Origin of the sequence: Sorangium sp. So ce381 (assembly GCF_051473845.1) — a bacterium.
GTDB lineage: Bacteria > Myxococcota_A > Polyangia > Polyangiales > Polyangiaceae > Sorangium > Sorangium atrum.
Genome location: NZ_CP150336.1, coordinates 10,716,138 through 10,729,187 on the forward strand (window position 1 = coordinate 10,716,138; position 13,050 = coordinate 10,729,187).

At 74.3% G+C, this 13,050-nt stretch carries 5 protein-coding genes; 1 reads left to right on the top strand and 4 read right to left on the bottom strand.

Annotated features, from left to right (window positions below; genetic code table 11):
* Window positions 1–74: 74 nt before the first annotated feature.
* The 3 genes from WMF29_RS40220 to WMF29_RS40230 all read right to left on the bottom strand — a co-directional run bounded on the left by WMF29_RS40220 (window position 75) and on the right by WMF29_RS40230 (window position 8,084).
* Entirely contained in the window at window positions 75–2,822 is a 2,748-nt protein-coding gene (locus tag WMF29_RS40220) for a hypothetical protein (RefSeq protein ID WP_437325379.1), read from the bottom strand.
* Window positions 2,819–6,274 (bottom strand): poly-gamma-glutamate biosynthesis protein PgsC/CapC, encoded by a 3,456-nt coding sequence (locus tag WMF29_RS40225; protein WP_437325380.1) that lies wholly within the window; start codon window positions 6,272–6,274, stop codon window positions 2,819–2,821. Before WMF29_RS40225 ends, WMF29_RS40220 begins: the two co-directional genes overlap by 4 nt.
* 70 nt (window positions 6,275–6,344) lie before the next feature.
* On the bottom strand, window positions 6,345–8,084 hold the full coding sequence (locus WMF29_RS40230; RefSeq protein WP_437325381.1) for a S53 family peptidase: 1,740 nt from the start codon (window positions 8,082–8,084) through the stop codon (window positions 6,345–6,347).
* Window positions 8,085–8,642: 558 nt separating this feature from the next.
* Between WMF29_RS40230 and WMF29_RS40235 the strand changes: the two genes are divergently transcribed.
* Window positions 8,643–11,090, top strand: a complete 2,448-nt coding sequence (locus tag WMF29_RS40235) for a hypothetical protein (protein WP_437325382.1) — start codon at window positions 8,643–8,645, stop codon at window positions 11,088–11,090.
* Between the two features lie 157 nt (window positions 11,091–11,247).
* Here WMF29_RS40235 and WMF29_RS40240 read toward each other — a convergent pair whose 3' ends face one another.
* A complete protein-coding gene (locus WMF29_RS40240; RefSeq protein ID WP_437325383.1) occupies window positions 11,248–12,789 on the bottom strand; it encodes a hypothetical protein in 1,542 nt (513 codons plus the stop codon).
* Between the last annotated feature and the right edge of the window lie 261 nt (window positions 12,790–13,050).

Sequence of the window (13,050 nt, forward strand, 5' to 3'; positions counted from 1 at the left end):
CTTGAACGTGACGCCCCGTGCGCGGCGCCTCACGGGGTGCGGCAACCAAGCGCCACGGCGCCCCCCGCTCCTCCTCACGGATCGTCCTCCACCCACAGCCTCGGCCCGTCGTCCCGCCCCGGCGCCTTCTGCCCGACCAGCACCGCCCCCACCCAGACCGCCTTCGCCGGCTCCCCCGTATCGCCCGGCTGCGGCCCCAGCAGCGACAGCCTCACCACCCGCTCCCCCGGCGCCAGGTCGTCCCCCAGCCGGATCACCCCGCGCCCCACGCCATCCGTGCCGCGCTTCTCCGTCGCCGCCTCCCACAGCGTCGCGCGCGTCAGGTCGCCGCCGCGGCCCGCCAGCACGCCGTCCGGGATCGTCACGCGCCGGAAGAACGCCGCCTCCCGCGACGCCGGCTTCGCCCCCTCGATCCGGTACCGGATCCGGTAGTCCGCGTTCTCCCCGGGCGTCACCACGAACAGCACCAGGTGCAGCGTCTCGCCCGCCTCCTGCTTGAACTCGTACGTCATCGGCCGGGCGCGCGTCAGCTCGAACACGTCGCGCCGGCGCACGATCGCCCCGCCGTTCGCCGGCGGCGCGTCCGTGTACGCCACCCCCGCCTCGCCCAGCCCCTCGACCTCGACCCGGCGCGCGCCCGCCGGCGCCGCCACCCGCAGCGACCCGGACAGCGCCACGATCGGCTCCTTCAGCGCCACCTCGCCGTCCACGCGCACCGCCACCTCCTTGCCGAGCGACGCGCGCGCGGCCCGGTAGATCACCGACAGCCGCCCGGCCCGCGCCCCCGCCCCGTCCACCCGCACGTCCTTCGCCACGAGCAGCGGCGTCCACGCGTCGCCCGGCGACGGCTCCCCCGCCGACTGCCACGCCGGCATCAGCAGCCGCCGGCGCACCGGCGCGTGCTCCGGGACGAGCACCCGCTCCGGCCGATCCGCGTCCGACCTCGCGCCCTCCCCCGCCCGCTCGATCCGCACCTGCTCGCGCAGATCCGAGAAGCGCTCCTTCCGCTCCAGATCGTCGAGGTTGAACGCGCGGACGTCCGTCCACGTGCTGACGTCGAACGGCGCGTAGCGCCACGTCTCGTCCTCGGCCAGCGTGACCCGGTACGGCAGCCGGTACAGCGTCTCGTTCACGCCCGGCTCGATCGCGCGCAGCCGCAGGCGCGTCCTCGCGTCGCCCGTGATCTCGATCCGCTCCACCCCCGCCGGCGGCCGGAGGATCGCGAGCCGCGGCTCGGACGCGTCGAACCCCTCGTTCCACCACTCGAACCGCGATCGCGGGAGCGTCACCTTGAGCTCGGCCCGCTCCGACGGCCCAGGGCCCCACCGCGCCACCACCGTCGCTTCGCCCTGGTTCGCGCCCCCGCTCGCGTCGATCTGCGTCCGGAACAGCAGCCCGAGGAGCTCTTGCCCGGGCGCGATGCGCGCGATGACCGGGTCGCTCGGATCCAGCGCCAGGTAACGCACGATCCGCACGTCCGGCGGCGTCTGCAGCCGCGTAGGAGCCGCCGCCGGCGCCGCCGCGGGCGCGGACGGAGCGGGCGGCTCCTCGGCGGCCCCCGGCGGGAGCGCCCCCGGCGCAGCGCCGGGGCCCCCCTCGCCCGCGGGCAAGGGCATCGCCGGGTGGACGATCTCGCCGATCTGCTGCATCGCCTGCGCCTCCGACGCGCTGAACCGCACGCCGAAATCCGGGCCGACGCCGTCGATCACCACCGTCCGGATGTCCTCCCGCACGAGCCGCACCGTGGCCCGCCCGAGCGGGCCGAGCGCGACGCTCGTGGACCCGCTCGCGCCGTCGCCGACCCGCACCGTGCGGCCCGGCGGGCCCTCGATGTCGAGCGACAGCGGGCCGCGGAAGTTCAGCGCGGCCGCGCGGCGCTCGCCGATCACGAACTCGGACGCGCCGCGCCCCTCGGCGCGCGGGTACGGCATCCGGAACCGCCGCAAGAGCAGCCGCGACATCTCGTAGTCGATCCCCTCGCGGCCCCCCGCCTCGAGCCGCCGCGCCCAGCCCCGGAGCAGCGCCTTCCGCGCCGGCTCCGGCAGATCGGCGAAGCCGAGCGCCGACGCCCGGAGCCCGAGCTGCCGCCGCTCCTCCGCGTCGAGGCTCTGCTCGTAGACCGCGCGCGACGCCTCGCTGCGCTGGTAGCGCCCCTCCAGCCGCGACAGGATCGTCAGCTCGCTCGGCACGCGCGCGCCGTCGCTCCCCACCGCGGGCTTCGCCCGGAGCCGCACCTGCCCGCCCTGCGGGAGCACGTCGTGCGTGATGAGCAGCGTCGAGCGCGGATCGGTCACCGCGCCCCCGCCGCTCGCGAGCCGCGCCGCGTACTCGCCCTCGCCGAGCGGCCGATCCGGATCGCAGCTGACCCGGCTCTCCAGATCGATCGCGTGCCGCGCGACCTCCTCGCCCCGCTCGTTCACGAACGCCGCGATGAACCCGTACGGGTAGCGCCGCGCCGAGTCGCAGGCGTCGGCCCTCACGCTCCCCCAGGTCGTCACCTCCACCGCGTCGATCTCGGCCGGGACCTTGATCACGAGGTCCCGCTCCGGCTCGATGTGGTAGGCGAGGATCTCGTCCTCGGCCGGCAGCGAGCCGCCCAGCGGCGGCGCGCTCGACAGCTGCGAGAGCGCGAACGCCGTCACCCCGAGCAGCGCCATCGCGATGAGCCACCGCGGGTTCAGCGCCCTGCGCGGGGCGCCGTCGCGGGCGCGGAACCCCGCCGTCGCCATGCGCGCCCGGGACGCCGGCCGCGCCGCGTGGGAGCGCGGCGGCGCAGGTGCCCCGTGGCCCGCCGGCTCGCGGCGCTTCGCCGGGGCGGTCACGGGGCCACCCGCTGCGGCGCCGCCCCGGGCCCGGCCGCCTCGACCCGGAGCGCGCTCGTGCCGACGGTGACCGCGCGCCGCAGCCGCGAACCGCCGGGCACGGCCGCGCCCGGCACCGCGACGAGCGCGCCGTCGATCGGCAGCAGCTGCGCCTCCCCCGGCCGCGCCGCGATCACCCACGGGCGCCCCGTGATCACGTCGCGCCCGATCTCCACATGGCATTGCGCCTCGCCCCGCGGCGCGGCCGGCGCGCTCCCGCGCAGCGCGGCCGCCGCCGCGGCGCGCGCCGCGGCCGCCACCCCTGCCCGAGGCGCCACCGCCACCGCCGCCCGCGACGCGTCCGCCCCTGCCCGCGGCGCGTCCGCCACGCCCGCCCGCGGCGCGTCCGCCGGCGCCGGAGCGCCCCCCGGCCCCGCCGTCTGCGTCGAGAAGTGCGCCCTCAGGTAGTACGGGTTCCGCTCGGTCGTGTAGCGCCGGAAGGGCTCTATCGCTGCGGAGAGATCGCACTCTGCAGTCACGCCCCGGGTCGGGCAGAGCTCGTCCCCGCTCGCGCCTGCGCCGGCGGTCCCCGCGCACGACGCGAGCGCCTGGGCGCGCGCCGCCACGTCGGCCGGCTCGGGCGTCACGCCGAGCCGCGCGAGCCGCGCCTCGAGGCGCGTCTCCCCCTGCCCCGGCTCCACGAAGCGCCGGAGCTCGAAGAAGCGCCGGATCGCGCTGCCCAGGTACACGATCGCGAACCGCCCCTCGGCGAACCGCTTCGCGTAGGCCATCGCCATGTCCGTCGCGCCGCTGAACGGCACCTGCTCGCGCGTGCCGTCGAAGATCCCCACGCGCAGCTCGAGATCGCGCAGCGTCTCCAGCAGCGGCCCCGCGAACGTCGGCACGTGCCCCGGCCGCAACACCTCGTACCCGAACGAGATCACCGCGTCCCGCTCGTAGGTCCGATCCGCCTCGATCGCCTGCACCGACAGCGCATTGCCGCCGTCTCCGACCCAGACCTCGTGCGCCCGCTGAAAGTAGCTGCGCAGCCCCTCGGCGCGCCGCACGTCGGCGGCCCCGCTCGGCTCCGCCGTGGGCACCGCCCCGGCGAGCAGCAGCGACTGCGCCGAGAGCGCGTCGGCGAGCGCGAGCCCCGCGCCGAACGCCCCGATCTGCCACCGCGGCGCGGGCACCTCGACGAGCATCGCGCCCGTCAGCGGCGACCTGACCGCCTCCGTCGAGGGCGCCGTGGGCAAGATGTCGCCGCTCGACGCAGCACGCGGCAGCGTGGACTGATGTGTCAGCACGAGCCACGCCGGGTTCCCGCGCCGCTCCGGGCCGCCCTCGTCCGGCCCGGGCTCCGCGATGCCCCACGCCGCCGGCGCCTCGGCGGTGCCGCCGATGCGCACCTCGCGGAAGCCGAGGCGCCCGAGGATCGCCCGCTCCCACGCGGTCGGCGGCGCCGCGCCGGACGCGCCGCCGGGGCGCGTCGCCGCCGCGATCAACCGCGGCGCCACCACGGCGTCGAACAGCCTGAGCTCCTCGAGCGACGGCGGACGGAAGCGGCCCGGCTGGACCTCGGTCAAGGACACCATCCGCTTCGCGAGCTCCTCCTCCAGCGTCCCGGTCCAGCGCACGGCCTCCGGCGCGCCCAGCGAGCGCGCGCCGACCGCCTCGGCGACCTCGCGCGGCACGTGCAGGCGCGGCGCGTCGCCGAGGGGCGTGGACGGCTCCGCCGCCTGGCGGAACGTCATCGCCGTCTCGGCGCCGAGCCCCAGGCCGATCGACACCACGGGCAGCCCCGCCGGCGAGCCGACGACGCTGAGCTCCGGCCCGTCGCCGCCGCCCGGCTCGACGATGAGCACCTGGGGGTCTTCCATGGCGTCGATCATCGCGGCCACGAACGCCTCGTCGTGGCGCCGGATCGCCCCGTGGCGCGACAGGAGCACGACCCCCGCCGCGTCGAGCAGCCCCGCGACCCGGAGCGCCACCGCCGGCAGCGCCGAGCCGAGCTCGGTGGGCGCCGCCAGCACCAGCCACTCGGGCGCGGACGTCGGGCTCCTGCCGACGCGCTTGCGGATCGCCGCCCGCGGCACGCCCGGCGCGTCGTCCGGATCGTCGAACCGCGGGCTCAGCACGTACCACGGCCGCTCGCCGTCGCCTTCCCGCGCCACCGACACCCGCGCGCGCTCCGCCGCGCCGAGCAGCTCGTCCGCCGGCCGCCCGTCGCGCAGCACGCTGCGCGCGAGCCGGTGGGCGATCCGCCGCGACTCGATGTCGGCGGCGATCGCGGCCGCCCTCGGGCGTGGGCCGGGCCGGGGCGCCGTGTCCGCCAGCACGAGCGACAGCGCGGCGCTCTCGATGCGCGGCACCGGCCTCGCCGCGGCCGCGGGCGGCGGCGGCGCGCCTCCCCAGCCGAGCGCCACGAGCGCGTAACCGACGCCGTTGCCGACGAGGAACGCGGTGAACGACACCTGGATCGTCGGCATGATCACGATGCCGACGTGCTCCTTGTTCCACATCTTCACGGCGAGCAGGCTCGGGAGCAGGTAACCGAAGCCGAAGTAGTCGACCATCTGCAGCCCCGGCGCGTACCGCACCATGGCGAAGCCGATCGCCATCTTCACGAGGAAGCCGAGCACGTACACGAAGATCATCCGCCGCGGCCCCACGAGCAGCATCCGGGAGAACGGGCGGACCGAGGTGATCCAGCGCGAGAGGTAGAAGACGGCCAGCGCCTCGATCGTCGTCGTGAGCAGCTTCGTCGGCTCGTACCACGCCACGGCGAGCAGGCCGGGCACGAGGATGCCGTTGTAGTCCCACCCGTAACGGACGTTGTTGCGCGCGCCCATCAGCGCGCCGATGACCAGGATGATGTGGGCCTTCGGCAGCTCGAGGAACTCGAGCGACAGGCTCTCGTTGAGCACCTGGAAGCGGGAGACCGAGAGGTTCGTCGTCCGGAGCAGCACGCCGAGCACGAGCGCCGTCAGCGCCGTCACGACCGCGAGCCGCGGCGCCGCGCGCAGGAAGCCGCTGTTCCAGAAGGCGTTCGCGATGAGCGGCACCAGCACGAGCCCGATGCTGTAGAGCTCCCGCGAGTGCACGAAGTCGTAGCGCGCCGAGACCTCGGGCACGACGAAGCCCTCGACGAAGAGCCGCACGATCACCGCGCCGACGATGAACAGGTAGAACCGCTCGCGCCCGAACGCCGTGGACCACGCGCCGGTCCGGGTGACCCAGCGGCCGATCAGCGCGACGAACAGGTACGTCACGATCGACTCCGCGATGATGAACACCGCGGTGACCGGGGCCGCGAAGAACACCGTCGCGAGGTAGCCGGGCACGACGAGCCCCGCGTACGTCCAGCCGAGCGTCTCGGTGAAGAACGTCCCGAAGACGAGGCCGATCAGGACCGCGGTGTGGAGGCTCCGATCGAGCCCGTTCGGTGGAAAGAGCGGCAGGTTCTCGAGCATGCGGCGGGACGGCGGCGGCGGGGCGGGTCGGCGCGCGCCGCCGCCCGGCGCGGTTGCCAGCGCGGGCGCGCTACGGCAGCGTGGTGGCCAGGCCGATCGCGCTCGGCGCGCCCCAGCCCGTCGGGTAGTCCCAGCCGGGCCCCGCGGCAAAGAACTCCGTCTCGCCGCGCACGACGTCGCGGAACGTCGCCTGCACCGCGGGGGTCGTGTAGAGGATCGAGTTGAGGAACCCGGCGCGCGGCAGGCCCTGCTCGGCGCGGTAGCTGTTCACCACGGCGATGAGCCCCGCGAAGCAGGGCGAGGCGAACGACGTCCCGCCGTACCGCCGCCACTCGCCGAGGTAGTAGACCCAGTACGGGGTCGGCGAGCTCCCGGCGTGCATGGCGACGTCCGCGACCGCCCGCTTGCCCCCGGACCCCTCGACGACGCCGACCTGCCAGGAGGGGATCGGGAACGAGAGCGTCGGGCCGGAGCCGGAGCCGGACCAGGCGCGCTCGTCCTCGACCTCGCCGTCCGCGCCGAGCGAGAGCGACGTCCCGCCGACCCCGGTCACGTACGGGCTCGCCGAGGGCGTGTCGGTCTGCGCCGAGTCGCCGGTCGCCGCGACCACGGTGATCCCGAGCGCCGCGGCCATCTGCGCCGAGCGGTGGTACTGGAGGCGCACGGCCGGCGGCTCGGAGTCCTCGCGGTGGGCGAACGAGTCCGTGATGACCGACACCTCGCCGCGGCCGACGGCCTCGTTGAACGTGTAGACCATCGACGTGTTGCGCGCGTCGGGGCCCTGGTACACCACGAGGTCCGCGCCCGGCGCGAGGCCGCCCGACCACGCCACGTCGAGCGTCGACTCCACGTAGCGCGTCGAGGCCGGCTCCATGGTCTGGACGACCTCCGGGTTCGACCGCTCCACGCCGAGCGCCCGCCAGAACGACTGCAGGTCCTTGTACTTGAAGGCCGCGCCGATCGTGACCCCGAGCTTCACGCCCTCGCCGGTGAACCCGAGCTCGTAGAGGTCGTCGACGTCGTACGCCCCCGCGATCTGCGCGGGGGTCAGCCCCCTCTCGACCTCGGCCGGCGGATCCGGCTCGATCTCCCCGCCCTCGCCCGGGAGCGGCCTGGTGCTCGCCGCGAGATCCGCGGTGAGGATGCCGGTCGTGCGTTCCGACACCCACGTCGGCACGGTGAGCTGGCCGAGGGTGCCGTAGACGTCGAAGGGCGGATTCCCCGCCTGAGGGTTCTCGCGCTCGAAGACCCGGAGCTCCGTGCCGAAGGTCTCGTTGAACTGGCTCACCGTGCCGGTGAACTGGATCAGCAGCCGGTTCGTGGCCGTGAAGTTCACCTGCATCCCCTGCTCCTCGAGCCAGAGCTTCACGAGGTGCACGTCGCGCTCCCGCGGCGCGTACGCCGCGATCCACTCCTCCCGGGTGAGGTACTGGCGGAACCGCGGGCCCGTCGGGTCGTAGATCTCCGCGATCCTCTGCTCGAGCAGCCCCGAGTTGCGGATGGGGAAGCCCATCAGCGCGCGGACCACCTCGTCGCCCCCGGCCACGCCCTTGTCGGTGTACACGCCCGGCAGCGGGCTCGGGATGCCGTCCGTGGCCTCGGTGGGCTCACGCTCCTCCTCGGTGAAGTCGGGCAGCTCGTCCGGCAGCTCCTCCCCGCCGACGCCGCCAGCGCCACCGCCGCCGGCCTCGGCCGCGCCACCGCCGCCGCTCCCGGCCGCGCCGCCGCCGCTCCCGGTCTCGCCGCCGGCGCCCCCGCCGCCTGAGCCGCCGCCCGCGCCTCCGCTGCCCGAAGAGTCTGCGATCTGCACATCCGACTCGCAGCCACAGCTCGAGGCCGAGAAGGCCACGCTGCTGACCAAGCTGAGCAGGCCGAGGATGGGCGCGGCACGAAAGACAGGTGAAGCACGGCGCATACGCAGCAAGGATTCAAACCCCTTCCGACAGGCCGATCCAGCCGAATCGTCACAGGGCGCTGACGTCGCATCACACGTGCGCCGCCCGCAACACAACGCGCCTCGGCGGAGCGTTGGGAGCACCACGTCGCACCCTGGTGAACAGATTCGCCGCGGCGCCGTGGCCCGGGATTCACCGCGGCGCCGCGGCCCGGTCGGAGATCGCGGCGCACCGGAGGACGATAGAGGCGGGCGCAACGGCTGCGCCTGCGGCCCTAGGGAGCGGCCTTCTCGTCGCACAGCCGATGTTTTTGGCGCGGCGGCCCCGGGTGGACAATTGTATTGATTCGATCACGATGCGACGCTCAGGCTGCCCGGGGCGTCCCGCGCCCCCCTCGAGGGCCGCGGCCTTCAGCGACTATGGCGAAGACTTACCGTCCGCGGATCCCCAAGCCCTTTCGCATCCCGCGCCCGATGGGCGCGCAGGCGGATGCGGCGCGCTTCGGGTGGCTCAGGCCCGAGGTGCTCTCGATCGTCGCGGGGGCGCTGATCGCCGCCGTGGCGCCGCTCGATCGGCTCGACTACGTGGCGCGCGGCCTCACCGCGTCCGCGCTCGCCGACGCCGCGCCGTCCGCGCAGGTGCTGCTCGTCACGGCCTCGCCCGAGTCGCTGCGCGAAGGGCTCTGCGAGCGCTCGCTCCCCGGGCTGCTCGAGCGAGGGCGCGCGCGCGGCGCGCTGCTGATCCCCCCGGCGGACGCGTTCTGCGGCGGCGACGCCGCGAGCCACGCGGCCGCCACGAGCGCCACGAACGCCACGCGCGCCGCGGGCGCCGCGCCGGTCGTCCGGATGCCGCCCGAGCTGCTCCGCCTCAGCGCCGGCGATGTCGTCGGCTTCTTCCCGCTGGCGGCGGGGGAGCGGGCGCCGGAGCTCGGCGCGCTCGGCGTCTCGGCGGCGCCCTGGGTGCTCAAGAAGGCGCCGCAGAGCGTCCCGGCGGTCAGCCTGCGCGATCTCGCGGACGGCCAGGTCCCCGCGAGCGCGCTCGAGGGCCGCGTCGCCGTTGTCGCGGTGGGCGCCGGCGGCGTGGCGCCCCAGGCGGTCGCGACGTCGGCCCTGCCGCCGGCGAGGGGCGTCGCCGCGGTGCTCGGCGGGCTGCTCGACGGCGGCCGGCGCGCCTCGGCGCCGGCGTGGGTGCCGGCGCTGTTCGTGCTGCTCGCGGGCGGGCTCGTGTGGATCGCGCGCCGCCGCTACGGGAGCCTTGTCGCCACGGTCGCGCTGTTCCTCACCGTCTTCGCGCTCGCGGCGGGGCAGGGCGTGCTCGCCGCGCGGGCCGAGGCGAGCCTCATCGCGCTGCCGAGCGCGCTGTTCGGCCTCGCTGTCGCGTTCACGGGGGTCATGATCGTGCGCGGGCTCGTCGTCCAGCGCTCCGTCGATCGCGCCGCGGAGCTCATCCAGCGCGCCGCGCTGTTCCGCATGCAGGGGGTCCACACGCTGCCGGACGAGGAGTTCTGGCCGCGCGTGGCGCGCCTCGCGGAGCAGGCGCACCCGGCCGATCTCGTGCTCGTCGCGGAGCTGCCCGCGGGGAGCTGGCACCTCCGGTTCTGGAACGACAAGCAGGGCGGCGAGAGCTTCGTCGCCGAGCTCCGCCGCGACGTCCGCCGCCCCCCGTACAGCAGCGAGCAGGGCGTGCCGGCGATCCGCCTCTCGCGCCGGTTCCTGACGAAGCAGGACATGCCGGCGGTCGTGGTCCCGCTCATCGCGTTCGGCGAGATCGAGGGGTACGTGTTCTTCTGCGGCCCGGTCGCCGAGCAGACGTTCTCGCGCGAGCCGGAGCGGGCCGAGCACGTCGGCCGCGAGCTCGCGCTGCTCCTGCGCAGGAAGCGCCTCGCGCGCACGGCGCAGGCCGGCGCGGGCGAGGCGCGCGGCGGCGGCTCGCCGGAGGACGATCTTGTCGAGGGCGCGCGCGTCGCGCTCGACGACCTCCAGCTCTTCGGCTCGATGCTGCGCAGCGCGCCGGTCGGGCTGCTGTACGCCGACGCCTTCGGCGACGTCCGCTTCGTCGCGCCGGAGTTCGCGAAGTGGCTGCGGGCGCGCGACGTCACGGTGCCCGCGGAGAGCGCGAGCGCGGCGCTCCCACCGGGCTCGCTCACGCTGGGCGACGTCCTCGGCGCCACGTCCGCGAGCGACGCCGCCGTGTCGCTCTCCAGCGTGATGGCGAGCGACGACGGCATCGAGCTGAGCGTCAGCGCGCCCGAGCCGGCCGTGCTCTCGGTGCGCCCGCTGCGGCGCGAGTCCGACGGCTCCTCGTGGATCGCGGGCTACGTCGCCGCGCTCATCCCCGTCCAGCAGGCCGCCCCGGTGTCCGACAACGTGCGACCGCTCGCGGTGCGCGACGCCGCCGATCCGCTCTGCGCCTTCCAGCTCGGCGACGTCGTGGCCGATGCCGTCGCGAGCGCCGCCCGCGCGACGGGCCGGGCCGTGCGGCTCGAGCCCATCCGCGGCGCGACGCACGCCCTCGGGCACCGCGGCGAGCTCGAGCAGGTGCTCGAGGCGTTCCTGACCGACGTCGCGGGCCGCGGGCTCCCTGGCCACGGCCCGGTCGTGTCGGTGCGCGAGGCGCCCCAGGGCGTGCAGCTGTCGATCCTGGACGTCGGATTCGGCCTGGGGCTGCCCGAGTCGGCGCTCCAGCGCGTGCTCACCGCGCCTGGCTCCGCCCCGGCGGGTCTGGAGCCGCTCGGCCGGCTGATCGTGGCGGTCGAGGACAGCCACGGTCACGCGGAGCTCAAGACCAACGACGGCTGGGGCATCACGCTCACCGTGACGCTCCTCAGGGCGCACCCGCGCGCGTTCGTGTCCGCGAACGAGGGCGGCAAGCCGGCCGCGCAGCAGAACGTCATCGCGATCGGCAGGGCGGGACCGAAGTAGGGGCGTGCGCCGGGATGCGAGCGCACCGGGGCGGCTCGGCTGCACGCCGCCGGAGGCGGTGGAGCCGAGCCGACGCGATCGCTTGTCGCCTGGGACAACGCCGCCGTGGCGCCGGTCCGGCCGCGAGGAGAGGGCGTGAGGGCCCGGCGTGGCGTGCTCAGATCGCGGGCACGACGGTGATCTCGCCGGTGGTGTAGAGCGCCGAGGTGTCCCAGGCGAGGCCTGAGGCGAGCGGCACGGCGATGTTCACGGCGGCGAACGTCCCCTCGAGGTCACCGCCCCAGCCCAGCAGGGCGATGGTGTCCCCGACCTGAAACGACACGGAGCTGTCGGCCGGCACGACCTCCAGCCCCCCATCGACGAGGAGGTCCCCGTCGACCTGGAGGAGCGGCGAGGGGCTCGATCCCCCGACGACGATCCTCAGGGTGGCCCCCGGCCCCTGGCTGTAGCTGCCGACGATGTCCGTCGCCGGATGAGCCTCTCCGACCGAGAGCTCGCCGGACTGCACGTTGGCGAGATCTCCCACGAAGCTGCCGGTTTCGAGGCGCCCGCCGGCGAAGTCGAAGTCTCCCGCCTCGATCTCCATGGCGCCCGCGATGAGGTCGCCGTCCTCGATGCGCACGGAGGGCCCCAGGTAGGGATAGAGGCCGACGGCCTTCGGCGCGGTCCGGAGGAGGCCGTCGATGCTCACGAAGGCGTCCTTGCCGACCACCACCGACGGAGACCGATTGCCGCTGGCAAAGACGGTGACGTCGCCGCTGTTGAGCCATGACGCGTAGACGTCATTCACCTTGATGAAGGCCCCGCCAAGCTCGGAATGGATCTCGGTATCTTCCGTCACGAGGGTCCCGTACGCCCCGATGGTGAGCTCGCCATTCCCTTGCACCGTCCCCACGCGAAAGAGCCCCTCGTTGGTCCACGTACCACCCCAACCATGCACGCTGGCCTTGCTTATCAACAGGGTCTCCCTGCGACCGATCCTCGCATTGTTCGTGAAGACCTCGGCCCGGTCGATGTCCAGCGTGCCCTGGCTGTTCACGCCCAAGATGAACTCTCCCGTGCTCACCCACCTCGTCGCGGAGCCGGTCACGGTCACGTGGCCATTGCAGATCGAGCAGCCCGACGCGCCGCTGCCGCCGCCGATGTAGACATTGTTCGAGAAGAAGCTCCCCCCTTGCTTGATATCGACCTGACCGCGCGCTCTGAGGCCGATGTACGTATTCGCCTGGCTCGTCAGAGTGGCGTCATACCCTTCGATGAGCACGTTGCCACCATTGCTCTCGGAGCTTCGATTACCCACCACAAGATCATCGGTGAGCACCTCGGCGCCGTTCCGGACGACGAGCAGCCCCTGACCATTATAGCCCTTGACGCAGAGCTGGATGGATCCGCTGTTGGTCCACTTCGAGCCGTACCCGATGACCTGAACCGTGCCGCTGCGATCATTTCCTAACAATGCGCCCGCGCTGAACAGCTGCCCGCCGCTCGCGACGATCACCTCCCCGCTATTGAAGGTGGGCTCCCAGGGGTTGCTCGCGCCGCCCACGCGGAGGGTGCCCGACCCCAGATCCCACGGGTCGCTCGGGTTCCCGGGCGACACATCCCCCGTGATGGTCACGTAGGCATGCGCTGTTTCCGCCACGCCCAGCGACGTAGCCACGAGCAGGGTCGATAGAGCATATTGAATGTGCTTGTCCATGAATCGTACCCTCCGCCAATGGTTCAATGGTCATGAGAGCCCACCGTCGCCCTGATACCCCCGCGACGCGGGAGCGCCATGCGCGCGCAGTCCCCCACGATTGGATCTATAGATGAATCAGTCGACCACGACAACACAATTTAGTAAGTTAGCGCGACTTGGTCCGGCGCATTCTGGTCCGGACGAGATGGTCCAGGCCGCAGAGATCAGGCCGTGAGCCCCCGCGGTCCCCGTGGCCGGGAACCGCAGGATCCTGCGCGG

Coding starts and splice junctions, on each gene's coding strand:
- WMF29_RS40225 (WP_437325380.1), bottom strand. CDS start 6,274: ATGCTCGAGAACCTGCCGCTCTTTCCACCGAACGGGCTCGATCGGAGC.
- WMF29_RS40235 (WP_437325382.1), top strand. CDS start 8,643: ATGGGCGCGCAGGCGGATGCGGCGCGCTTCGGGTGGCTCAGGCCCGAG.
- WMF29_RS40240 (WP_437325383.1), bottom strand. CDS start 12,789: ATGGACAAGCACATTCAATATGCTCTATCGACCCTGCTCGTGGCTACG.